Origin of the sequence: Bacillus cereus group sp. Bc031 (genome assembly GCF_027716265.1) — a bacterium.
Lineage (GTDB): Bacteria > Bacillota > Bacilli > Bacillales > Bacillaceae_G > Bacillus_A > Bacillus_A paranthracis.
In genome coordinates this window covers 13,557-38,065 of record NZ_JAQFUL010000029.1, presented here as the reverse complement: position 1 = coordinate 38,065, position 24,509 = coordinate 13,557, and the positions used below count along the sequence as shown (strand labels likewise).

Here is a 24,509-nt window from a genome sequence, read left to right as displayed (position 1 = left end):
GAATATTCTCCTCTCTATTACTTCGTATAAAGAGCTTTTCTATTAATATATGATAGGTAAGCGTAAAGTATTATAGTTGAACGTGGCTATTCTTAACAGTTTTAAGAGGGCGATCAACGAGTAAATTGTAAGTAAGCCCAATTAATACGAAAACACCGCCGATAATCTTTCCAGTTGAGAGTTCATTTGTCAGGAAGAAATCAATGATAGTCCCTGCAAATAACTGTCCGATAAAGATGAGTAACGTTAAATAAAATGCTGATATTTTAGGAGTGATATAGTTCGATAATGAAATAACGATAACGCCTACTAATCCGCCTAAATATACAGCGATAGGTATGGATTGTAACGTATGCATTGGAATATACATTGAATCTGAACTGAAAATTAAAAATAACATAGAGAAAAATAAGCCAGTAATATAATTAAAAAACGTGCCTTCCCAATTTCCAATTTTCGCTGCTAAATTCGCATTAATAATTCTAGCAACGACGATAGAAACACCAGCTAAAATAGCGATCATAACATATAACATTTTCTTGCCCCCATTAATAAATTGTCATGATTATAATTCCAGAAGAGATGAAACATAATCCAATTAGTTTTTTCTTTTCAAACTTTGCAACTTTCATTCCTAATAAACCGAAATGATCAATAACGATGGAAGCAATGGATTGACCGAGTAAACTTAATGCGATCGTAATAGAGGCACCAAGGACGGAGAAGCTTATATTGTTAAAAAGAACAGTGAATACTCCAATCGCTCCAGCGCTATATAAAAAAAGTGAAATACTTTTATCAAAATGGATTTTATGTTTGTTTATGATTAAAACGAAAATAACTGCAATTAAACCGACAAAGTGAATGACAACACTTGCTGTATACTTGCCAATTAACTCAGATAAAATCCCATTCAATGGAAGCATAACGGCGATAAGCACGCCAATAAAGACAGAAAGAAAGTTATACAATGTAATATCCCCTTTGTATTTCATATTTGTAATGACTGTATCATGCTGAAATTGTGTATTACTATGACATATGTCATAGTGGAGGAAGAAAATTTTGATTACAATGGGGATGAGTTGTAAAGGTGGGGGACTATGAAGAAAGTATGTAATTCTATTAAATTAGCAAAGTATATGAAACAAAATAATATTGACTCACTTTTTAGTAATGATATGAAACCGTATATGGAACTTATATTTTTTAAGAAGAATGAGTTTATTTGTAGAGAAAATGAAGAGATAGATTATTTATATTTTTTCGTTGAAGGAAAAGCAAAAGCGTTTAATACATTAAGTAACGGGAAATCTGTATTATTATGTTTTTATGATAGTTTGCAGCTGTTAGGAGATGTGGAGTTAATTCATTCTCAAAAGACTGCTTCAAACGTACAAGTAATGGCAGATTCATATTGTGTTGGTTTGCCTTTAGGAAAAGTGAGAAATCAACTATTTCATGATGCGAAATTTTTACGATGTATTTGTGGATCGTTAGCACATAAATTAAACCGACTTTCAAAAAATAGTACCATTAATTTACTATATCCACTTGAAAATAGACTTGCGAGTTACATGTTAGCAGCGGGAGAACGAGCTGTGCAGCATGGGAATCGAATTGTATTTAGTGGGAATTTAACGGAAACAGCGGAATTGTTAGGGACAAGTTATCGGCATTTGTTGCGCACATTAAATATTTTTTGTGATAAAGAGATTATAAAAAAGAACGATGGATGCTTTGAAGTAGTGAATGTGGATGTTTTGAGAGAATTGGCGGCAGATGTTTATAAATAATATAGTAAAGTGGGGATTTAGATGAAAATAGCAATCATTTCAGATGTTCATGGAAATAGTCACGCTTTACAAGCAATATTAAAAGATTTGGAACGTCGCAAGGTCGAAATGATAATAAATTTAGGAGATAGTGTGTATGGGCCGTTAGATCCTTTAGGGACCATTGAAATATTAATGAAGAACGAGATGGTACATATTAAGGGAAACTGTGATCGCATGCTTTGGGAACCTATACAAGAGCAGTCGGCTACACTAACTTTTGTCCAAAATCAATTAACAAAAAATCATATAGATTGGTTACAATAACATCCGTCACAATTTATTATAGAAGATATGTTATGTTGTCATGGTACGCCAATTTCAGATGAAGTGTATTTGTTAGAAGAGATGAATGAAAATGGTGCGATATTAAAGAATGAAAAAAATATTATGGATCAACTTCAAAATATTGAGCAAAAAATAATAGTATGCGGTCATACGCACATTCCTAGAGTTGTGTATTTAGCAAACGGAAAAATCGTTATAAATCCGGGGAGTGTAGGACTTCCAGCATACAAAGATGAGTTACCTGTTATGCATAAAACGGGATCAGGAACTCCGCATGCAAAATATGTAGTGATAGAAGAGGTTTTGGGAGAATGGATAATTGAACAAATTTCAGTTCCTTATAATTGGGAAGAAGCTGCTGGATTAGCTGTTCAACAGGAAAGATATGACTGGGCACAAGCGCTAAAGACTGGGAAGGTAGAATGAAGGGGCAGTTTACTTGATGGTAAACTGCTCTTTTTATTTTGAGTACATATTGAATTATATAAAAATAAAATGTTATCATTATGGAAACGTATGAATATATGAACAATTATTCATATATTTAAGAAGAGGAGGGATTAGAATGAAAGACCTAATTATTATTGGAGCGGGTCAAGCTGGATTAACAATGGGATATTACTTGAAACAAGAAGGGTATAATTTTTTATTACTCGAGGCAGGAAACCGAGTTGGTGATTCATGGAGAAATCGATATGATTCTTTACAGCTTTTTACTCCGCGGCCTTACAGTAGTTTACCAGGTATGGCGTTAATAGATGAAAAAAATGAATTTCCATATAAAGATGAAATTGCAACGTATTTAGAAGAATATGCAAGACATTTTCAATTACCGATCCAATTGCAAACTAAAGTTTTTAAAATAAAGAAAGAAAGAGATATATTCGAATTACATACCCCTACAGAAATTTTACAAACGAAAAAAGTTATTATCGCAACAGGTGGTTTTCAGCAACCGTTTATTCCCTCAGTTTCAGCAAATCTATCATCACATGTTTTTCAAATACATTCATCACAATATAAATCACCATCACAAATTCCTAAGGAGAAAGTACTCGTAGTAGGTGGCGGGAATTCAGGAATGCAAATTGCAGTAGAACTGGCAAAAACTCATGAAGTTACACTGTCTATTAATCATCCTTTAACGTATTTACCGTTACATCTTTTTAGAAAAAGTATTTTCAATTGGTTAGAAAAATTGGGTTTATTGTACGCCGAAGTAAATACAAAGAGGGGGAAATGGTTTCAAAAGAGAAAGGATCCCATTTTTGGATTTGAAGGTAAGGAACTCATTCGTAATGGATCAATACAACTACAAGAAAAAGTAGTAAGTGCATTAGAAAATAACATTATGTTTCAGAACGGTGAAACATATAGTGCAGAAAGCATTATATGGTCAACAGGCTTTATTCAGAACTATAACTGGATTGAAATAGAAAAGGCAGTGGATGAGAATGGATTGCCTAATCATGTAAAAGGAATAAGTCCAGTAAGAGGATTATATTATATCGGCTTGCCATGGCAGTCTCAAAGAGGTTCTGCACTTATTTGTGGTGTAGGAAAGGATGCGGCGTATTTACTTTCTGAAATCAAAAAAATAGATCAGTAGCAGCGACTACTGATCATCCATATGTACATGAATTAGGAGAGGTCAAACATTTATTGACTTTATTATAATTGATTTTCATAAGAATAAAAACTGAAAATTCTAATTTCGTGTTGAGAAAGTTTTTTGTATCGAAATATATAAAAGAATAGGGGGTTTTTAGTAAAAAGAAATATGATATTTATATTTTAATAAATTATGATATAGTTTATAAAGAGTAGATTACATAAAATGTTATTTTATTACATATAAAGTAAGGGGGATGGCTGTGAAGTTTGATGATCAACGCCTACTAGGAGTACGATTAGGTTCTGTACTTGTAACAGAAGAAAATCAATATTTAGTAATAAAGAAAAAAGATCATTATGCACTTTTAAATATACATAATTTAGAATGCACACATGTTGAAGTGCAGCTAGAACATATTGAAGAAATGTTGCAGGAAGATTTCCAAGAAAGTATAACGGAGATTATCGCACCAGAACATATAAAAATTGTTGCGAAAAATGTAATATAGAGAATGAGAGAAAAAGAAAAAACTTCATCTTTTATCGATGAAGTTTTTTTAGTTAATTCGAAGTGAATGTTTTAAAAAATTTATCGCGGTACATGTACATAAGCCATGAGGCTGTAATTAATGAAATAATGATTTGTTTGTTTTGAATTGGTGCCTTGAAAACAAGCCAGCCAACGATATCAAATAATACATGTAGTGTAATTGAAAGAACTACAAATTGTAGTAACGTCTTAAAAAATCTTTTCATAAAGTGTCCCCCTGAAATAAAAGGTTTATCAACAGTGTTGTATATTACTATTATACATTAAATGTGTTTCGTGGTAAAATTTACATAAGTTAGTGAAATAAAACAAATGAAAGCTAGTGAGGAGGAATAGTCATGGAATTTTGGATGATCATACCGATAGCGATCTTTGGGTTTATTTATATCGTCGAAAAGTTAAATAAAATTGAAAAGAAAACGGATGCGAGTTTAAAGCGAATGGAAGATAGGTTACAGCTAATTACGAAAGAAATGGGAATTGTAGATAGAGAACCGGAAATTAATAAAGAGTTGCGTCAGCTTATGGAAGAAGGAAAAACAGTTACAGCAGTTAAGAGAGTAAGAGAAGCTTTTGGTTTTTCTTTACTAGAAGCGAAGCAATATGTTGATAAATTATAAAAAGATCATCCATTTGGGTGATCTTTTTTCACTGCACCATGCGTGTATTTACATAAGCAGCGATTATAAAGTGTCCAATTATAATGATAGGAAATAAGATTTTTACATTAGGAGTAAGGAAGACGCTACCAATTGTGGCAATAACACCAGCAGTTAAATTATAAAGACCAACTATTTTTGATAACTTATCTTTTTCTGGTACACGGCGTTCATTGAATCCTGATAAGAGCCAAGTGTATTGTTTTACTCCGATGAAATAAGCTAGTGCAAATGAAATGATTGCTAGTATGAATAATGATGGGGAAGCGAAGAGAGTCATTGAGAACACCTCCGTTAAAGGGCTATAAATCAATTATAGTATGAATGTTATAATTTAACAAAATATAAGTGTAATAGAAAATGGAGTATGTATCATGAAGGGGGATTAAGTATGAATATTGTGGAATTCCAGAGATATGTATCAAATTTCAGTGAAGAAAAAGGATTTCAAGATACAACAATTGAAGAGCGTACAATGTATACAATGGCGGAATTAGGGGAATTAGCGGAAGTTATATTAAAGCGCGATAAAATACAAGATGCAAAAAGAGAAATCGGTTTAGAAATGTTTGATGTCATTTGGAATATATGTGATTTAGCAAACAAGTTAGAAATTGATTTAGAGAAGGCATTTGAAGAAAAAATGATGATTAATAAAAAACGTGAATGGTAAAAGGGAAGTTAAAAAGCGTACAAAATTTTGTGCGCTTTAATTAATGGTATGAAAAATAGTAAGAAAAGATGGAACAAACACTGAAGATGAATTGTCTATTATAGGTAATAACTATTTCGTTTGAAAGAAAGGGTGGAGAAAATGAAAAAGAATATATTATTAAAATTAGGAGTATGTGTTAGTTTACTAGGAACAACTCAATTTGTTAGCACAATTTCTTCTGTACAAGCATCACAAAAGGTAGAGCAAAAAGTAATGAAAAATGAGGCAGGAACTATTTCGATTTCTCAGTTAAACAAAAATGTATGGGTTCATACGGAGTTAGGTTATTTTAACGGAGAAGCAGTTCCTTCGAACGGTTTAATTCTTACTACTTCAAGGGGGTTAGTACTTGTTGATTCTTCTTGGGATGATAAGTTAACGAAGGAATTAATAGAGATGGTAGAAAAGAAATTTAAGAAGCGCGTAACGGATGTCATTATTACACATGCACACGCTGATCGAATTGGTGGAATAAAAACGTTGAAAGAAAGAGGCATTAAAGCGCATAGTACAGCACTAACTGCAGCACTAGCAAAGAAAAATGGATATGAAGAACCACTTGGAGACTTACAAACCGTTACAAATTTGAAGTTTGGAAATATGAAAGTAGAAACATTTTATCCAGGGAAAGGACATACAGGAGATAATATCGTCGTGTGGTTACCGCAATATAACATTTTAGCTGGAGGTTGTTTAGTAAAATCTGCAGATGCCAAAGATTTAGGAAACGTTGCTGATGCTTATGTAAATGAATGGTCCACATCGATTGAAAATGTGCTGAAGCGATATGGAAATATAAATTTAGTAGTGCCTGGTCATGGAGAAGTAGGGGATAGAGGATTACTTTTACATACATTGGATTTGTTGAAATAAAAAAAGCGAGGAGAAACAATTTTCTCCTCGCTTTCTTCTAACTATATTTAAATGCGAAGTCCGCATACGTTACTGAGATTTTAATTCCAAGTATACAAATACCAGTACCGTCATAATTGCGATAACAACGTAAGTAGCATCAAGCATAATAAGTGTTTTTAAAGTTTCAGTCATCCTCATTCACCCCTGGTATGAAAATATAACATAATCTCTTATCAATTAAATCAGAGATTATAAAGATAACAATGTACATGAAATTTATTAAGTAGATTCTATATAAATATATCATATAAATAATGTAAACAATGTTAAGATAATGTAAATGTATTGTAAAGAAAAGGACGGTTCATCATGTCTGTAAATCTATTCATTTATAAATGCTATGTATCTCTCGTGTGCCGGATAGAACGCAGTTATAATATGTGAAAAATAGATTCATTTTGATAAATCAATCACGATGCTAGATGTTACTACATTTTCCTCTAATACTTCTACCTGTACTTGTTCATCGTTTCTCCAATTGATATTAAAGTTATCTGTCGTATACATTTCCTTAAGAGTGACCTCTTTATATTTTTCTAAAATGCTACCTCTTTTCCCATAATAGATTCTTACAGTTGAACTGGGACTTGGTCCTTTTGATTTTATTGTTTCTCTAAGCTCAATAATATTTATTAAATTTGGAGATTCACTTTTTTGAAAGGTAAAGGAACTGACCACTTTTTGTACCTTCTTAAAAATAGGACCATTCGATTTATTTGATATGTTAAATTCCACAACTTCAGGTACGGATTCTTTGCCTCGCAGTGTTATCGTTGCTTCATAATCATTTTTCCAATCTACGAAAACGTTTGAGGAATCGAGACGTTCTCCCTCATTTGCAATACTTATGTCAAAATGTTCCCATAAGCCGTATTTAATTCTGACGGGAGAGGAACCATGAGAAGAGTCTGAATCTATTTTCACTACTTTAATCGTATTTTTATTATTTGGAGAATGACTTTTTTCTAGTGTAATGTCCTGTAAATACAAAATGTAAGACAAACAGCCTACTACTAAAATAATTGGAATTACAATACGTAAGGCAGTAATTGGACGACCTCGTGTCCTTTTTTTTCTGAGTGCTTTTACTATTTTGTTCAAGGTCTTTTTCAATACTCGTTGGAGCTATTACTTTTGGCGGGCGAATAAGCCACCAAACGAAAGCTATAAGTAGTAAGAAAAGAGGTATTCCTTGAATAAAGAAAAATCCTTTCCAAAAATCAAGTGCAGTACTATATGGAGAATCCGTTGCCATCCCACCTATAAAAAGTGCCATTGGGCTTACAAGTATATTTATCCCTAAAGCGATCAATATGAATGAAAGATTTTTATTTCTAATTTTTCGTGACCCAGCCATAATAAACAGAAATACTGCAATACCGAGTATAAGAAACAGTGTTCCGTAGTAAACCATCATATTATCCCTCCATAACTTTAATTGTACCATCAGTAAGGAAAATTTTGTGAAATGTTAGGTGGATATGATATTTGTATTCCTTAAAAGTGTACCGATATATGATGCAAATAAATCATGTGCAAGTATGAATGCCAGGATATAGTAAAAATATTATGTCAACAATATGAACTGTCACAAATCTTTATATATTATTGTGATTGATATCACATCACTTTTTTTCAATGGATATTATGCTTAGGGTGTAATGAATGATTGGGAGAGGGTGGGATGATATGTTTTGTTATCAATGTGAGCAAACCCCAACAGGCGGATGTAAAGTAATGGGTGTTTGTGGCAAGAATGAAACGATTGCGAGTTTACAAGATACGATTGTTTTTGGGTTAAAAGGAATTGCAGCTTATCGCACACATGCTGCTCAGCTAGGGTATACGGATGCTTTTGTAGATGCTACGACGCAAGAAGCATTGTATATGACATTAACCAATTCTAACTTTAATGAACAAGAACATGTTGATATGGCTATGAAAGTTGGGAAATCAGCTTTACGGGTAATGGAGTTGCTAGATGAGGCACATACGAATCATTTTGGTGTTCCAGAGCCTGTTCAAATTACACAAAACCGTGTAGAAGGTAAAGCTATTGTAGTTACAGGCCATAATTTATTTGCGTTAGAAGAATTATTAAAACAAACAGAAGGAAAAGAAATTAATATTTATACGCATTCGGAAATGTTACCAGCACACGGGTATCCGCAGCTGAAAAAATATAAACATTTAAAAGGAAACATCGGTAAGGTATGGTATGATCAAAGACGCCTTTTTGAAAAATTTACAGGTACCATATTAGCGACAACGAACTGTGTTATGCCAATTAAAGGATCATACTCTGATCGATTCTTTTCATATGATATTGCCGGCTTAGAGGGTGTACAAAAAATTGAAAATGATAACTTTGCACCATTGATTCAAAAAGCGCTAGAACTTCCAGAAGTACATATGGAGTCGGATGAACAGTTAGTAACAGGGTTTCATCATAATACAGTCTTATCATTAGCTCCAGAAATTATTGAGGCAGTAAAAGAAGGAAAGATTAAGCGTTTCTTTGTCATCGCAGGTTGTGATGCACCAGGAAAAGGCGGGGAATATTATCGTGAATTAGCAACGTCACTTCCGCCTGAAACAGTGATTTTAACGACTTCTTGCGGAAAGTTCCGCTTCAATGATGTGGATTACGGCGTTGTACCTGGTACCGAGATTCCGCGCTACATCGACTTAGGACAATGTAATAATTCCATTTCTACAGTGAAAATAGCGGCTGCTTTAGCTGATGCTTTCCAATGCGAAGTGAATGAATTGCCAGTAAGCATTGTCTTATCTTGGTTTGAACAAAAAGCGGTTGCTATTTTGCTTGGGCTATTTAGTCTTGGAATTCAAGATATTCGCATCGGTCCAAAGGCACCTGAATTTATTTCAGCTGGCGTGCTCGATGTATTACAAGAAACATTCGGTTTGAAATTAATTACAACTGCAGCAGAAGATATGGATATGATGTTATCGTAACAAGAGGATGATTGGTCTTATTCAGAAGGAGAGCTAGCTTATAGCGCCCCAAAACAAAAATATAGAATTATTGTTTTGGGGTATTTTCTTTTTTTATCGGGATGGGTAATAGTTGATTTTAGAAAAATATAAAAATCGAGTTGACATTTACAACTACTCAGTCATACAATGTAGTTGTAATAGGTGATACTGAGTAGTGTTGTTTCTTAAAAAAATTTTCACTAAGTAATAGGTAATAGCGGATTTTAGAAGAAATTTGAAAATCAGTTGACATGTACCGCTACTTAGTCATACAATGTAGTTGTAATAAGTAATACTGAATAGTGTAGTTTTACTCAAAAGCTATTCAGTAAAAATTCGCCTTAGTACTCTGTAATACTGAATATAAGTCAGACAGAATAGGGGGTAAAGGAGGATCAGAACATGGAAAATTTAACTGAAATGTTGAAAGGTTCACTGGAAGGGTGTGTGCTGGAAATCATTAGTCGCCGTGAAACGTATGGTTATGAGATTACTCGCCACCTGAATGATCTTGGGTTTACAGAAGTCGTGGAAGGAACAGTCTATACTATCCTCGTACGATTAGAGAAGAAAAAGCTTGTGAATATTGAAAAGAAACCATCAGATATGGGACCGCCTCGTAAGTTTTATTCATTAAATGAAGCTGGACGTCAGGAACTTGAATTGTTTTGGAAAAAATGGGATTTTGTATCGTCAAAAATTAACGTCTTGAAGTCAAACTAGCCTCATAATATAAAATGTTTCGGCTCATATTTGGAGAGTTTCTGGTTCTGCTTTATAAAAAAAGGAGGAAAATAAGATGTTTGAAATATTCAAAAAATTAATTGGTGATAAAAAAGAGTACAGAATGATGATGGCACGTGTTGCAGCACTGCCAGAGGACTATCAGTTTGTGTTTAAGAAAATTCAAAACTACATGTGGAATTTTTCGGCCGGAAACGGGATGGATATGCTGCACATTCAGTACGAATTAATCGATTTGTTTGAAGCTGGTGCAGCGGAAGGCAGACAAGTGTTAGATATTACCGGGGAAGATGTGGCATCTTTTGCTGACGAACTAGTGGCAAACGCTAAAACGTATGTTTCTAAGTATCGTGAAGATTTGAATGAAAGTATTATGAAGAAATTGAGAAAAAAATAAATGCAACAAGTAATACAGACTGATTAGCTGGTCATAAATGTGAATTAACGCCATCGCTATTCAGTTATATTTTTAAACCACTACTAAGTAATACAGATTATCAGTGGTACTAAATAGAGGGTGCAGGTAATTTAATTTTATAAGGGGGAAAAAGTATGAGTAATGCAGCGATTTCTGTAAAAGGGTTAAAAAAAGCTTTTAGAGATAAAGAAGTCTTAAAGGGAGTGGATTTTGAGGTGCAGCGTGGAGAAATTTTCGCGCTGCTAGGCTCAAATGGAGCGGGAAAGACGACAACGGTTAACATCCTTTCGACGCTACTGAAACAAGATAGCGGTGAAGGAAGTATTTGCGGATTTGATATTAAGCGCCAACCAGATCATGTTCGTCAAAGTATCAGTTTGACAGGACAATTTGCAGCTTTAGACGGCATGCTTACCGGGAGGGAAAACTTAATCATGATTGCCAAGTTACGTGGTGTTTCCAATCCTGCTCAAGTTGCTGACGATTTGCTTGATAGATTTAGCCTGACAGATGCGGCCAATCAAAGGGCAGATCAGTATTCAGGCGGGATGAAGCGCCGGCTTGATATCGCGATGAGTTTGATCGGGGCGCCAGCAGTTATTTTTCTTGACGAACCAACGACTGGGCTTGATCCTGAAGCGCGCATTGAAGTGTGGGATACAGTTAAAGAGCTTGCTGGTGGAGGAACAACTATCTTACTAACAACCCAGTATTTAGAGGAAGCAGAACAATTAGCTGACCGTATCGCTATTTTACATGGTGGAAAAATTATTACGACAGGTACTCTTACTGAACTGAAAGAGATGTTCCCGCCAGCAAAAGTGGAGTATATCGAGAAGCAGCCTACATTGGAAGAAATATTCCTTGCGATCATTGGCAAAAAGGAGGAGATGTAAATGAAAAGCAAAACAGGGGTATTACTTGGGCGCTTAATGCGCAATATTATGCGTAGTCCAGATACAATTATTACGGTAGCGATTACACCGATTATGATGATGCTATTGTTTGTATACGTATTTGGTGGGGCTATACAAACAGGAACAGATAACTACGTCAATTATTTATTGCCAGGAATTTTGCTAATGGCTATCGCATCTGGTGTCGCTTACACTTCTGTACGATTATTTACGTATGTAAAGAGTGGGCTTATGGCACGTTTCATTACGATGCCTATTAAGCGCTCATCGATATTGTGGGCTCACGTTTTAACCTCTCTTGTTGCGAATGTACTTACTATCTTAGTTGTTATTCTTGTTGCGCTCTTAATGGGTTTCCGTTCCAGTGCGAATATTCTAGATTGGCTTGGAGTAGCTGGGATACTAGGGATGTTTACGTTAGCGCTAACATGGTTGGCTATCATTCCAGGGCTGAAAGCGAAGTCTATGGAAGGGGCGACAGCATATTCGTACCCACTCGTTTTTCTTCCATTTATTAGTTCGGCCTTCGTACCTACCGAAACGATGCCGAAAATTGTTCGTGCATTTGCTGAAAACCAGCCTGTAACTTCAATCGTGAATGCGATTCGTGCTCTTTTATATGAAGGATCTGTTGGAAGCGATATTTGGATTGCGCTCGCTTGGTGCGTAGGGATCATGATCATCTCTTACTTTTTCGCTAGTAAAGCATTTAAACGTCAGTTAGGGTAAGTGAAATAAATCGTCCGAAATAATATATATCTTTGAAAAAGCACGGAAAGATTTTCCGTGCTTTTATTATTTGTTGTGCTCTCGCTGTAGTAAATAAAATGATATTAAAAAAGGATATCTACCCAGTGACAATGGCTCACTGCTTATGGAGTGTAAAAGCACAATTGCTTTTGTAAATTCTCTAGTATTTCTTCAGGCATTTCCCTAATTGTAATATCTTTCCCTAGGAAAAGTAGCCAATTTACTATTTCCGTTACTTCATCCGAATTGTTAACATTGATAAATGTTTTTAAAATGGCTGTGGATTGGTAAGGATTTGTATAAGATATTGAAATTTTGAAAGGGTGGTATTTTTTGAATTGGGCAATTGCTTTTGGACCAAGTTCAAGTATAAGGTTAATCACTTCATCCTTCTTACTTAGTTTTTCTAAAATCTTTTTCTTATTTAGCTTTTTTTTCGTCGTGTATGGTTCGATATGGATGAGATGATCGACAGGAAACATTCTCTTCTTTTCTTCTTTTAAGTCAAAACCTTCAATGATCCATTGACTTTTTTCTTGATACAGGTGTAATAGATAAATGGAATAAGACTTGATTTCTTTCTCTTCTTTAATGGAAATCAATAAATGTCTATCCAAAAGAAGGATTTGGATGAGTTTTTCTAACATAGGGTGAGGGAGGTCAGAAAGCTCAAGTAGATCAGGGTTATATGGGTTAGTCCCTTCAAACAGCAAGAGTTGATTTAAAAGAACGATATCATCTTGCTGGGTTTCTGAGATGAGTCCTAACAGTTTTTCGGCTAAAGATTGACGACTTTTTAAATAGGGAAGTTGTTGATTTCTTGTAGCCATAAAGGCAATAAAAAGAGCTTTCACTTCGTTATCAGTAAAGCGAACAACGGGCAGGATAGAGTTATGCATAACAAAATATCCCCCAGTCCTCCCAACTTCAGCAACAAGTGGCATGCCCATAGCTTCTATTTCTCTAATGTCCCTAATAGCTGTCGATCGAGAGATGTTAAATTCTCGTATGATTTCTGAAATTGTAAAGTGGGAGCGATTGTTGATATACCGCATAATTGTATTAATCCGTTCAACTTTTTTCATTTGGTTCTCCTAAACAGTATCATTTTTTGACATGATTTAAAGTTATTATAAACTCATCAGATGAAAAGATAAATCATTTGATTCATTTTAAAAGAAGGAAGGTTTTGAATATGAAAAATTATACGATTGAAGAAAAAGATAGCTTTATTGTGTTAGGTATTGGAACTGAAATTAAGAGTGAATATACAGATTTTGTTGGAATAAAAAAAGAAAAGGAAGACTTTTGGTCGGCTGTTAAAGAAGATGGAAGGTTGGATACTTTAAAGGCTCTAGCTACAAATGATTACATTTTTTCTGTGAGCGAAGCGGTGAATAACAAGATGATGTATTATGCGGGCGTCATGACAGAAGCACAAATAGAAGAAGAATCTAGAGTGATTCAGTTTCCTAAGGGAGAATACTTAGTAGTAAAAGGGGAAGACAAAACAGCTGAAGAGCTAAGTAATAAGCTTACTGGTATCGCCTTCGGTCAGGCTTTACGAGAAGCAACAGATTTTGCTTATGTTGGTGGACCAAATACGACGGTTGAGATGGGGAAAAGAAACGGTTTAGTGTTTGGTGAAATGTGGATTCCGGTTGTTAGGAAGTAAATAGTTAAAAGGAGAGATGAAATTGTCCTGTATCGTTGATTTTAAAAATGTAACTACAGTTGGTTTAGAGTCTTCACCTATAGTAGAAGCGCTAGCTGGTTTACGTGCTCATGAAGCCCGTTACTTTATGAATAAATACAAGCATGAATTTATAGTTGTACCAGCTAGTGCAAGCCAGAAGACTCTTGATTATGTGAACCGGATTTTGAAGGAAGAACGTGATATTGAATTTGCGGCGAAACCTTTAGAAACATCGTATTTTCAAGTGGAAAATATTAAGTTTGCATACGTCTTTTATGAAGATGGTCTAGTGATTAACGTCATGTATACATTGGATAACCCGAAGAAGAGGGCTGTTGGATTTAAGCTTTCTGATGGAATGGAGGTACCAACAGAATTGGCAGAGAAATTTAAGTTTGCTAGGCAGAAGTCTAAATTAGCTGGAACAATTCGGGGTTCGTTTTTTGTAATTAAAGGAGAATATAGTGTAAGTTGAAGAATCCAGTCGTTTGTAGTATTTTAAAATGCACGATTATGGAATATGGAGGCTAACAATCTTGAATTGTTGGCCTTTTTTACATTCTTTTAAATAGGGAAGCGGCGCATCGCTATCAAGCTAAGAACATGTGAGATTTTATAAAGTTTTTGGTTAACCAGTAACAAATAAGAACCTAAAATCCACGTCAAGATAGTGAGGAGAGGTATGTAAAAAAATAGATTGGTTGTATGCATAATATACAACGCCTAAAAAGCTACCTTTGCTAAAAACTATTCACCCCTCACATAAATAGAAAGCATTCTTTATGTGAGGGGTTTATTCAATTTAAGTCTATAAAAATTGAATGAAAGCAATGCAAGTTCTCACTTATTTAGAATAAGAGAAAAGATGATGTTTTATTTGTTCAATAAAATAATGATGGTGTATATTATCGTTAGATACACGACTTGCCATAATAGCGCCCTCCATTGAAGAGGCAAGGAAAGAAGCGAGCGAAATAATGTTTATCTCTTCTTTAAGTTCTTGTTTCTCTATTCCTTCTTTTATGAGAGAAGCCATTAACATTACTGTATCATCATAGCCTTTTGCTGCTGCTTTTTGTAATTCTGGAAATACTCCAGTACTTTCAATTGCGCTATTAAGCAATGGACAGCCTCCGGCGATAGGGGGGTTATTAGCTGCATCTTGATATACAAGGAAAATTGCAAGGATTTTATCGATTGCTGTCTTTTTATTTTCCATTGCTTTATGAAAATGACTCCACATAATCTCACCACTTTTGTCGTAGGCAGCAAGAACAATTTCTTCTTTATTTTTGAATCTACGATAAATAGATCCTTTCGGTAGTTCAGTGGCTGTCATTATATCCTGAATGGATGTGCGAGTTATCCCATTAGTATTAAATAAATATAAAGATGTTTCAATAATTTTTTCTTTTACCTTATCAACTTTAGTCATGCTTTATAGTCCTCCTAATAAAAACGAGCTTAATATTCCAGGTAATGTTTACCCTCTATTTTCTTGATTTTTTGTGAGTATAAATAAGTTTGGAACAAAAAATATCTTATCAATTCCTATCTGATGGAAACCTCAAACTGTATTATCCATACTATTCGAATGAATTTTCTGTCAAAAACAATATGACCAGTTGGTTAATTCAGTCATATCATGCAACTAATTTTACCGTATCGACATATGAGTATTATATATAATTTTAATTAATATGTTTAGCTAAAATGTTTGAACTACTCTCATTTTCACTTCGTTTAATTAGGAGATCTTGCGGTTAAAAGCCGTATCACTTCATACTATAAAAGATTAATTGTTAATAATGAATGAGTACTGGAATTTGATTGTAAATCAGGAGTTGAAATATAAATTTATTTGCTTTGTACCGTTTTGATTTTGTAAATAATTTATAAAGCGGGTTTAAAAAACTAGAAACTTATAGTATCATTAGTTTTCAGACCGAACCGTCCGGTCTGGAATTTATATAAGTATATTTAGAAGGAGAACGTTATGCAGAAAGAAAAATCAAAGATTCTAAGTAATTTCATTATGGAGGTAATAAAGTGAGCTTTATAAAAACGAATACAAAAGAACTTATTATGCTAATAGTTTATATACTGTTTGCACTACTTCAAATTGGCTTGTTCATATTATTTGGCATATCCCTTTTAACTAACAGCAACTTAGTTGAATCAGAATTTGCTCTTAGTGCCATCGGTGTGACTGTACCTGCTATTGTAGGAATCATTTTCTTTAGGAAAGAAATTATTGAAAGTTTTACTTATTTTAAAGAGAAAACAATTTTGAAAATAGTAAGCATTCCTATGGTAGTTTTACTTATGATAATTGTGGAAAATTCTATTATGCATTTTCTAAATACAGGTCAGCCAGAGAACCAAGAACAGATCCTTACAAATGGCGCAGAGATGCCTATTATATTCACATTACTTGTATTTGGGATTATAGGACCAATAATTGAAGAAATTATATTTCGCCATATATTAGTAAATCGTTTTTCGGAATATGTTGGTACTGCTATTGCATCCATCGTTTCGATTATAATTTTTACACTTCTTCACACGAACCAACTTTCGGATATTGCTATCTATTTACCTGGCGCGGTGATGCTTACTGCAGCTTATCTTATTTCTAATAGATCCCTTGCATATGTTATAGCGATACATATGTTAAACAATTTTATTCCTTTTATTTAATTGCATATGTCATAGAGAGACACATGCAGTTGAATATTATAAAAAATTAGGAGGGTGTCAAACATGATTGTAACAACAACGTCTGGAATTCAAGGTAAAGAAATTATTGACTATATTGATATTGTAAATGGTGAAGCTATTATGGGGGCCAATATTGTACGCGATTTATTCGCTTCTGTTCGTGATGTTGTCGGTGGTCGTGCTGGTTCTTATGAAAGTAAGCTAAAAGAAGCTCGTGATATCGCAATGGACGAAATGAAAGAACTTGCAAAACAAAAAGGTGCGAACGCTATCGTTGGTATTGACGTAGATTACGAAGTTGTTCGTGATGGAATGTTAATGGTTGCGGTAAGTGGTACAGCTGTACGTATATAAGTAAATAAAAAAACGGATTCCCTCCTTGGAATTTATACTTTCAGGAGGGATCCTGGTTCTGTTGCAGATTTTAAGACTAAAAACAGAAGTTGATAAATCATTGTACGTCAAAAAACCACAGTTTGGGTGTAAACTGTGGTTTTTTATATAGAGGCCCCAACACGTCCCTATTAAGCTAAGCTTATGCAACGTCAATTTTTGTTAGCTTAATAGTAGCCCTATTACAATTAAAATAATATGTCTATATTGTTTTAAGTACTTTTTTATAATAAAACTTAATCAATTTTAATATATGTTATGTATAACATATATTTATCTAAAATAAGGGGGAATATTATGACTGAAATAAACGAATCTTTAGGAAGCGATTTACAAAAAGATGTGAAGTTTTCTATTATAATCCCTGCACATAATGAAGAAAAGTACATTAGAAAATGTTTGGATTCAATTGCAAAAGCATCAGTGGCATATAAAGAGCAAACGGAAGTTATAGTTGTTTTAAATCGTTGCACAGATAAAACAGAGGAAATAGCAAAATCTTATGATTGTATTACATTAAAAAATGAAGATAAAAACTTATCTAAAATCCGAAATGCAGGGGCAGAAATAGCTAGTGGAGAAATAATCGTTACTATAGATGCTGATACGATAATGACAGAGTCTTTGTTATCTAATGTAGATAAATATTTATCTTCAGGTAAATATATTGGTGGTGGGGTGAATGGGAAGTTCGAAAGAATGTCTTTTGAAATATTCTTTTCTGCAATTCTAATTATAATTCCCTTACTTTTTAAGTACGGAGCTATATCTGTGGGGATTTTTTGGTGTTATAGAAAAGATTTTATGGCAATTAACGGATTTAATGAAAACATGCTTATGGCAGAGGATGCAGATTTCGCGAAACGCTTAAAAGAATGGGGAAAACGAAATAATAAGAAATTTGGTACCATTAAAAATGGCATGATAACTTCATGCAGAAGATTTGATACATATGGAGACTGGGCTTTACTTAAAAATCCAAAAGTAATATTAGCTTATCTAAAAGGAAATGATCAAAAATATGCAGATAAGACATATTATGATAATCAAGAAAGATAACGATGGAGAAAAGCGGCAGGAAATAGGGAGAACAGCAGATTTTTTTATACATAATGAGAGCCGAACTTAATTTAATAGATATGATAAGAAAACCATCAATTTGATTAGTCCTTTTCAAATCAATGGTTTTTATTTTTGAAATAAATATGTATTTTTTATAAAAAATATTTTTTGACCCCCATAAAACTTTGTATTCCTCCGAATATGTATAGTGAAGAAAATAAATAGAAGAAAATTGATTATGAAAGAATATTGACGTGTTAATAAAATTACTAGATTAAGTGGGGCATCCGAAATAAAAGGGTGAAATTACCAATGATATAGAGAAGAGTTATTCAAGGATTGCAGATAAAATAGAAACAGAGCAAGCAAAACAAGCGGAAGAAAATAAGAAAGTAGAGTGAAATGTAAGCCTAACTGTAAGAACGATAGAAAAGTTGGCTTTGAAAAATATGAACAACAAGAAGACAAGCCTAAAGAAACTGTGGTTGAATGGTCACTTGTTTAGTGACCATTTTTCTATTTCAAGCAGAAGGAGGGAGAGAGATTACCCGTGTTGAGTTTAGTAATGAAGATCTTAAGAAAACCGAAAATAGAAGATATCGTATGTAACATACAAAATAATGAAGAAGATAAAGAAGCTTTTATCGTACAGTATCAGCCGTTTATTAGAAAATCAATCTCGTCTGTCTGCCGCCGATATATTACAGAACAGGATGATGAATATAGTATTGGATTGTTTGCGTTTAACGAATCAATTGAACAGTATTCATATAAAAAAGGGAAATCTTTTCTAGCGTTTGCTGATCTTCTTATAAAAAGAGATGTAATTGACTATATACGCAAGGAGTCTAAGCATAACCTTGTCTTTTTAAAAGAAGATGAGCAAGAGGAAATGTTAGAAATGCAAGTATCGCTTACGGAGTATATGAAGGAAATAGAAAATGGTAACCGTAAGGAAGAAATTCTCCATTTTCAAAGTGTGTTAGCTGAGTTTAAAATCACATTTTCAGAGCTTGCTAAAGAATCTCCTAAGCATCGTGATACGCGTGAACACTTAATAGAAATTGTAAAGATGATTATAAAAGAAGAGGAAATGATGGAGGAGCTGTTCCGGAAGAAAAAGTTACCGCTTAAACATATTGAACCGCGTGTTAGGGTAAGTCGTAAAACGTTGGAACGGCATAGAAAATATATCATTGCAATGTGTATTATCTTCGCAAACAACTATACATACATTCTTGATTATATAAGGGGAGGGAAGCATGATGAATAAAGGAATTGTGATGGATATAAAAAAACATAGCGTAGTTGTTTTAACGCCAAATGGAGAGTTTATTACGTGTAAAAGAAAAGGGGATTCTTGCATGATTGGAGAGGAAATTTCATTTGATGAGCAAGAACAAAAAGCATCGCGTTTTTCAATCCCTTATTTCTTAAAGCCGGCATCATTACTTGTTGCTTGTTTTCTATGTGCGCTGTTATTTTTCTACAACCAACCGGAAGAAAAAGTATTCGCTTACGTCTCAGTTGATATAAATCCAAGTTTAGAAGTGAGCGTAACGAAGGATCTTCGCGTTATAGATTTACAAGCTTGTAATGATGATGGAAGGCGTATTTTAAAAGAATTGAAGCAATGGGAAAATAAACAATTGCAAGAAGTAATACGTACAATTATAAAGCAGAGTCAAGAGGATAAGTATTTAACGAATGATAAGCAAGTTATGCTAACCGCTATTGCAAAGGATAAGTTGCTAGAACCGAAGTTGGAAAAGGTAATGAAAGAATTAAAGAAAGAATATGAGCTAAAACATATTACAGTCGAATATCAAAGTAGCACGATGCAAGTACGAGAGAATGCTAGAAAAGCTGGAATTGGTACAGGTGTCTATATAATGCAAGAGAATGAGAAGAACAAATCGGTTACGCCGCCTGCCACGCCGTCTAATCCGGTGGAAAACGAAGAAGAGGTGCAATCACAGCCGGAGTCATCTCCTGATGTATCGCCAGATTTGTCTTCTGTAAAAGACAAAAAATATGAGAAGCCAGAGCATAAAGAACAAAAGAAAATAGAGGAACAGCCAACGAAGCAAATAAAAGAAAACAATGGTAGAGGATCTCAGCAAGAAAATAGAGGGAATAAGCAGGAGAATAACGGTAGGGAATCCCAACAAGGAAATAATGGGAATCAGCAAGGAAACAACGGTCGAGAATCCCAACAAGGGAATAATGGAAATCAGCAAGGAAACAACGGAAGAGGGTCCCAAGGAAATAATGGGAATCAGCAAGGAAATAACGGAAGAGGGTCCCAAGGAAATAATGGGCACCAGCAAGAGAACAACGGAAGAGGATCGCAAGGGAATAATGGGAATCAGCAAGGAAATAACGGAAGAGGGTCCCAAGGGAATACTGGGCACCAACAAGAGAACAACGGAAGAGGGTCCCAAGGAAATAATGGGTACCAGCAAGAGAACAACGGAAGAGGATCCCAGAAAGAAAGTGTTGGAAACGAGCAAGGGAACAACGGAAGAGGATCTCAACAAGAAAATAGAGGCCACCAGCAAGGGAATGAAAAGAAGAATCAATAGAAATATAGAAGTGGGAGATTCATTTTAAAGTGAAAAGGAGTTATCTCACTATTGCGGGCAGTAAAACTCCCATCTCAAAATTTGGCTAGGGCAAAGAAGTTAGGTGGGAGTTGGGCTGCTTAAAGTTGTACTTTATTATTCTATCGTTCTATTAAGAAGGAGTATGTGAAAAATATAATGGAGAAAAACATTCAACAAGAGAAAGATAAAGTAAAACCTGTTTTTTATGATCCGAAAGGAAGAAGAAACATAGCTTTTATTTCGTTTCTATGTATTTCAATAGTTAGCGTAAGTATTGTATTTTATTTTTTCTTTCGAAGTATTTTTTCAACACCAGAAATTCCAAATATGAATACAGCTGTACAACAAGATACTAAACTTGTACCAATTAATCAAAAACTTAGTGATCAGCAGTTAAAGAAGGAAGAGTTTAAACCAAATACCGAAACGAAGGATAATAAAAATTTGGTGAATTCGCCGAAGGATAGTAAACAACGTAAAGAAGTGTATGGTTTTTATGTAAACTGGGATGAAAATAGTACCGCTTCTTTAAAAGAAAATATTGATTCATTAACCACGCTAGTACCGAAGTGGTATCATTTAAAAGCAGATTTAACGATTAGAAGTGAGATAAAACCTGAGATAGTAAAGTTAGCAGAAAAAAATCAAGTGAAAATTATGCCTTTACTAACTAACTATACTGAGGAAGCTTCTGGTCCGGATAGTGGGCTAATTCATAAGTTGCTGAATTCCTCAAATGATGTAAAGACAAAGTTTATAAATGATTTAGTAAAGCAAGTTGAAAAGAATCGATTTGCGGGTATTAATATTGACTTTGAGGCCGTACCTGAAAGTGATAGAGAAAACGTAACAAATTTTATGAAAGAACTTACTACGGTCTTTCATAAACATGATTTGCTCGTTACACAAGATGTTCCAGCTAATGATAAGGCTTTTGATTATAGTGCGTTAGCAAAAATAATAGATCGAATGATTGTAATGATGTACGATGAGCACTATGGAGCAGGAGAGCCAGGACCAATTGCTTCAAATAAATGGTTTCAACATACATTGAAAGAACTGAATATTCCGTCTAATAAACTTATAGTTGCTTTCGGTAACTATGGATATGATTGGAAAGTAAATAGTAAGGAACCGGCGAAATCTTTAACTTTTTCAGAAGTTATGGTAATGGCTCATAATTCAGATATGAATATTCAATGGGATAAGATGAGTGGAAATCCTTATTTTAGATATAAAACAGGAGATAAAGAACATACTGCTTGGTTCTTAGACGGCGTTACTCTCTATAATCAAGTGAAAATCGCAATGGACAACAACGCAAAGGGGTTTGCGTTATGGAGATTAGGAGCAGAAGATCCTACAATATGGAAAGTTTTAAAAAATCCGATTGAGGCACAAAAAAATCCTGATGTATTACATAAAATCACTAGTTTAGATGAAGTGAATTATTCTGGACAAGGTGAAATTTTACAGATTGAGAATGAAAAGCAAAATGGATTGAGAGATTTTAAAGTAGGTAAAGATGGTTATCTTAAAGATGAAGTATATCAATCCTTACCATCTGCATACGAAGTGCAACGATATGGAAAACTGAAAGGGAAACAAGTAGTACTAACATTTGATGATGGACCAGACCCGAAATATACGCCGGAAATATTAGATATATTAAAAGAGAATAAGATCAAAGCTGCTTTTTTTGTACTTGGTGAAAACGCACAACTAAATACTAGTATTGTGAAAAGAATATACGATGAAGGGCATGAAATTGGCAATCATACTTTCAAGCATCCTAACGTAGCTGATACGTCTTTACTACGAACAAAAGTAGAACTTAATACGACGCAACGTCTGATCCAGGAAATAACTGGGCATTCTACAGTTTTGTTTAGGCCACCATACGAAGCGGATGCTAACCCGGATTCCTCAAATGAAATATTGCCTATTTTACGGGCACAAAATATGAACTATACAATGGTAGCAGAAAAAGTGGATCCTGAGGACTGGGCAACACCATCAACAAATGAATTAGTAAAGCGTGCTCTTAATCCCGTTTATAAGGGAGAGGGAAATATTATTCTTCTCCATGATGCGGGAGGGAATCGTACCCATACGGTAGAGGCGTTGCCGATCATTATTAAAGACTTAAAAAAGCATGGATATAGTTTTGTAACAATTTCAGATTTAATGAATAAAGAACGTGATGAAATTATGCCTCCTGTTTCTTCTGAGGGGAAGCAATATTTACTTTACAATAAAGCTGTCTTTTCAGGGGCGGGATACTTTAAACATATATTAACAACTATTTTTTATATCGCTATTGGATTAGGGATTTTTCGATTCTTATTCTTAATTTATTTTGCATGGAAGCAGAAAAGAAAAACGCTACCTCACACTATTCATTCGTCCTATCAACCTTTTGTTAGTGTTGTCATAGCAGCATATAATGAAGAAAAGGTGATAGCTAAGACGATTCGCTCAATTTTGGATAGTAAGTATGGAGAATTTGAAGTTATTGTTGTGGATGACGGATCGACAGATGGTACGTCAAAAGTAATGCAAGAAACATTTTATAAACACTCTAAAGTTCGTTTCATTCAGAAAGAAAACGGCGGGAAATCATCGGCAATGAACTTAGGGTTTCAACAATCGCGAGGAGAGATTATTGTCACTTTAGATGCGGATACTATTATTGCGCAAGACGCCATTTCTCTCATGGTTAGACACTTTGAAGATCAAAATGTAGCAGCAGTTTCAGGTAATGTTAAAGTGGGGAATAGACGAAACTTGTTAACTACTTGGCAACATGTTGAATATATAACAGGATTTAATTTAGAACGTAGAGCTTTTGATGAATTAAATTGTATTACAGTAGTTCCAGGGGCTATTGGGGCGTGGCGTAAGAAGAATGTAGTTGAATCGGGATATTTAAGCGAAGATACATTAGCAGAAGATACAGATCTTACTATTACATTTTTACGTCAAGGACATAGAATTGTATATGAAGAAAAAGCGTATGCTTTTACGGAGTCACCTGAAGATGTGAAAAGTCTCATTAAACAGCGATATCGTTGGTCATATGGTACACTCCAATGTCTTTGGAAACATCGAAAAGCGTTATGTAATTCAAAGCATAAAACGTTAGGATTTATTGCATTGCCTAACATGTGGTTATTCCAATATGTTTTGCAATTCATTGCTCCTTTTGCAGATATATTAATGATTATGGGGTTATTTAGTAGTGATCCGCTAAAAGTTTTAGGATTTTATTTTGTATTCTTTTTAATGGATCTTCTCGCATCTCTATTTGCATTTAAATTAGAGGAAGAGAATCCGAAACCATTAGTATGGTTAATTTTACAACGCTTTATTTATCGTCAATTTATGACTTATGTTGTCGTTAAATCTATATTCTCATCGATTCGAGGAGTAGCGGTAGGTTGGAATAAGCTAAAGAGAATAGGAAGTGTAAAACATTCCACGGAACATAAGGAGGCATCTTAAGAGAGCAGGTTATCTGCTCTCTTTTTTATTGATTTTAGTGAGCTGAGTGTAGAGTACATACATCTGTATCTATAAGAGTTCTAATAGTGAGACATTATGTGAAGATACTCCTTTAGTTTCGAGAA

Annotated in this window: 25 protein-coding genes and 2 pseudogenes; 20 read left to right on the top strand and 7 right to left on the bottom strand. The window is 34.2% G+C overall.

The window, feature by feature from the left end; all coding sequences use genetic code 11:
- Positions 1-70 precede the first annotated feature (70 nt).
- On the bottom strand, positions 71-535 hold the full coding sequence (locus PDQ33_RS13350; protein ID WP_000967614.1) for a DMT family transporter: 465 nt from the start codon (positions 533-535) through the stop codon (positions 71-73).
- Between the two features lie 13 nt (positions 536-548).
- On the bottom strand, positions 549-995 hold the full coding sequence (locus PDQ33_RS13345; protein WP_061130361.1) for a DMT family transporter: 447 nt from the start codon (positions 993-995) through the stop codon (positions 549-551).
- Positions 996-1,103: 108 nt separating this feature from the next.
- On the opposite strand from PDQ33_RS13345, the gene yeiL reads away from it, so the two are divergent.
- From yeiL to PDQ33_RS13325, 4 genes and pseudogenes are all read left to right on the top strand, one after another.
- Entirely contained in the window at positions 1,104-1,796 is a 693-nt protein-coding gene (gene yeiL / locus PDQ33_RS13340) for a transcriptional regulator YeiL (protein WP_270755887.1), read from the top strand.
- A 21-nt stretch (positions 1,797-1,817) separates the two neighbouring features.
- Positions 1,818-2,549: pseudogene (locus PDQ33_RS13335) on the top strand (metallophosphoesterase family protein).
- 139 nt (positions 2,550-2,688) lie between these two features.
- On the top strand, positions 2,689-3,732 hold the full coding sequence (locus PDQ33_RS13330) for a flavin-containing monooxygenase (protein WP_061130359.1): 1,044 nt from the start codon (positions 2,689-2,691) through the stop codon (positions 3,730-3,732).
- 265 nt (positions 3,733-3,997) lie between these two features.
- A complete protein-coding gene (locus PDQ33_RS13325) occupies positions 3,998-4,246 on the top strand; it encodes a hypothetical protein (RefSeq protein ID WP_000666946.1) in 249 nt (82 codons plus the stop codon).
- Positions 4,247-4,298: 52 nt separating this feature from the next.
- On the opposite strand, the gene PDQ33_RS13320 is transcribed toward PDQ33_RS13325, so the two are convergent.
- Positions 4,299-4,493: a hypothetical protein gene (locus PDQ33_RS13320; protein WP_061131050.1), complete on the bottom strand. Its 195-nt coding sequence runs from the start codon at positions 4,491-4,493 to the stop codon at positions 4,299-4,301.
- Positions 4,494-4,625: 132 nt separating this feature from the next.
- Here PDQ33_RS13320 and PDQ33_RS13315 point away from each other — a divergent pair, with 132 nt between their 5' ends.
- A complete protein-coding gene (locus PDQ33_RS13315; protein ID WP_270394145.1) occupies positions 4,626-4,907 on the top strand; it encodes a hypothetical protein in 282 nt (93 codons plus the stop codon).
- 28 nt (positions 4,908-4,935) lie between these two features.
- On the opposite strand, the gene PDQ33_RS13310 is transcribed toward PDQ33_RS13315, so the two are convergent.
- Positions 4,936-5,226, bottom strand: a complete 291-nt coding sequence (locus PDQ33_RS13310) for a DUF3784 domain-containing protein (protein ID WP_000171761.1) — start codon at positions 5,224-5,226, stop codon at positions 4,936-4,938.
- 111 nt (positions 5,227-5,337) lie between these two features.
- On the opposite strand from PDQ33_RS13310, the gene PDQ33_RS13305 reads away from it, so the two are divergent.
- Both PDQ33_RS13305 and bla2 read left to right on the top strand, forming a co-directional pair.
- Positions 5,338-5,619: a MazG nucleotide pyrophosphohydrolase domain-containing protein gene (locus PDQ33_RS13305; protein ID WP_001028126.1), complete on the top strand. Its 282-nt coding sequence runs from the start codon at positions 5,338-5,340 to the stop codon at positions 5,617-5,619.
- A 141-nt stretch (positions 5,620-5,760) separates the two neighbouring features.
- Positions 5,761-6,534 carry a BcII family subclass B1 metallo-beta-lactamase gene (gene bla2, locus PDQ33_RS13300; RefSeq protein WP_061131049.1) on the top strand — a complete coding sequence of 258 codons (774 nt, stop codon included), beginning with the start codon at positions 5,761-5,763 and terminating at the stop codon, positions 6,532-6,534.
- A 435-nt stretch (positions 6,535-6,969) separates the two neighbouring features.
- Here the strand turns inward: bla2 and PDQ33_RS13295 are convergent.
- Positions 6,970-8,023 (bottom strand): annotated as a pseudogene (locus PDQ33_RS13295) (hypothetical protein).
- A gap of 242 nt (positions 8,024-8,265) precedes the next feature.
- Here PDQ33_RS13295 and hcp point away from each other — a divergent pair.
- The 5 genes from hcp (at position 8,266) to PDQ33_RS13270 (ending at position 12,381) form a co-directional block, all read left to right on the top strand.
- Positions 8,266-9,552 carry a hydroxylamine reductase gene (hcp, locus tag PDQ33_RS13290; RefSeq protein WP_270755886.1) on the top strand — a complete coding sequence of 429 codons (1,287 nt, stop codon included), beginning with the start codon at positions 8,266-8,268 and terminating at the stop codon, positions 9,550-9,552.
- Between the two features lie 423 nt (positions 9,553-9,975).
- Positions 9,976-10,296, top strand: coding sequence for a PadR family transcriptional regulator (locus PDQ33_RS13285; protein ID WP_000429483.1), 321 nt, complete (start codon positions 9,976-9,978; stop codon positions 10,294-10,296).
- A 76-nt stretch (positions 10,297-10,372) separates the two neighbouring features.
- The gene (locus PDQ33_RS13280) at positions 10,373-10,714 is read left to right on the top strand and encodes a DUF1048 domain-containing protein (RefSeq protein WP_270394143.1); all 342 of its coding nucleotides are present in this window, start codon (positions 10,373-10,375) and stop codon (positions 10,712-10,714) included.
- Between the two features lie 155 nt (positions 10,715-10,869).
- Positions 10,870-11,631 carry an ABC transporter ATP-binding protein gene (locus tag PDQ33_RS13275; RefSeq protein ID WP_000063321.1) on the top strand — a complete coding sequence of 254 codons (762 nt, stop codon included), beginning with the start codon at positions 10,870-10,872 and terminating at the stop codon, positions 11,629-11,631.
- Positions 11,632-12,381, top strand: a complete 750-nt coding sequence (locus PDQ33_RS13270) for an ABC transporter permease (protein ID WP_270755884.1) — start codon at positions 11,632-11,634, stop codon at positions 12,379-12,381.
- 143 nt (positions 12,382-12,524) lie between these two features.
- On the opposite strand, the gene PDQ33_RS13265 is transcribed toward PDQ33_RS13270, so the two are convergent.
- Complete coding sequence (locus tag PDQ33_RS13265; RefSeq protein WP_000755048.1) at positions 12,525-13,487, bottom strand: helix-turn-helix transcriptional regulator; 963 nt, start codon at positions 13,485-13,487, stop codon at positions 12,525-12,527.
- Between the two features lie 110 nt (positions 13,488-13,597).
- Between PDQ33_RS13265 and PDQ33_RS13260 the strand changes: the two genes are divergently transcribed.
- Together PDQ33_RS13260 and PDQ33_RS13255 are read left to right on the top strand one after the other, a co-directional pair.
- The gene (locus PDQ33_RS13260; protein ID WP_000801047.1) at positions 13,598-14,077 is read left to right on the top strand and encodes a GyrI-like domain-containing protein; all 480 of its coding nucleotides are present in this window, start codon (positions 13,598-13,600) and stop codon (positions 14,075-14,077) included.
- A 16-nt stretch (positions 14,078-14,093) separates the two neighbouring features.
- The gene (locus PDQ33_RS13255) at positions 14,094-14,573 is read left to right on the top strand and encodes a hypothetical protein (protein ID WP_025991629.1); all 480 of its coding nucleotides are present in this window, start codon (positions 14,094-14,096) and stop codon (positions 14,571-14,573) included.
- A 369-nt stretch (positions 14,574-14,942) separates the two neighbouring features.
- Here the strand turns inward: PDQ33_RS13255 and PDQ33_RS13250 are convergent, their stop codons facing one another.
- Positions 14,943-15,533, bottom strand: coding sequence for a TetR/AcrR family transcriptional regulator (locus PDQ33_RS13250; RefSeq protein ID WP_047376240.1), 591 nt, complete (start codon positions 15,531-15,533; stop codon positions 14,943-14,945).
- Positions 15,534-16,147: 614 nt separating this feature from the next.
- On the opposite strand from PDQ33_RS13250, the gene PDQ33_RS13245 reads away from it, so the two are divergent.
- The 6 genes from PDQ33_RS13245 (at position 16,148) to PDQ33_RS13220 (ending at position 24,384) form a co-directional block, all read left to right on the top strand.
- The gene (locus PDQ33_RS13245) at positions 16,148-16,798 is read left to right on the top strand and encodes a CPBP family glutamic-type intramembrane protease (protein ID WP_000008257.1); all 651 of its coding nucleotides are present in this window, start codon (positions 16,148-16,150) and stop codon (positions 16,796-16,798) included.
- 63 nt (positions 16,799-16,861) lie between these two features.
- Complete coding sequence (locus PDQ33_RS13240) at positions 16,862-17,173, top strand: YbjQ family protein (protein ID WP_000637502.1); 312 nt, start codon at positions 16,862-16,864, stop codon at positions 17,171-17,173.
- 336 nt (positions 17,174-17,509) lie between these two features.
- Positions 17,510-18,271 (top strand): glycosyltransferase, encoded by a 762-nt coding sequence (locus tag PDQ33_RS13235; protein ID WP_270755881.1) that lies wholly within the window; start codon positions 17,510-17,512, stop codon positions 18,269-18,271.
- Between the two features lie 553 nt (positions 18,272-18,824).
- Positions 18,825-19,547, top strand: a complete 723-nt coding sequence (gene sigI, locus PDQ33_RS13230; protein ID WP_061131045.1) for an RNA polymerase sigma factor SigI — start codon at positions 18,825-18,827, stop codon at positions 19,545-19,547.
- Positions 19,537-20,859, top strand: a complete 1,323-nt coding sequence (gene rsgI, locus PDQ33_RS13225) for an anti-sigma-I factor RsgI (RefSeq protein WP_076872373.1) — start codon at positions 19,537-19,539, stop codon at positions 20,857-20,859. Before sigI ends, rsgI begins: the two co-directional genes overlap by 11 nt.
- 177 nt (positions 20,860-21,036) lie before the next feature.
- Positions 21,037-24,384 (top strand): glycosyltransferase, encoded by a 3,348-nt coding sequence (locus tag PDQ33_RS13220; protein ID WP_270755896.1) that lies wholly within the window; start codon positions 21,037-21,039, stop codon positions 24,382-24,384.
- Positions 24,385-24,509: the final 125 nt, after the last annotated feature.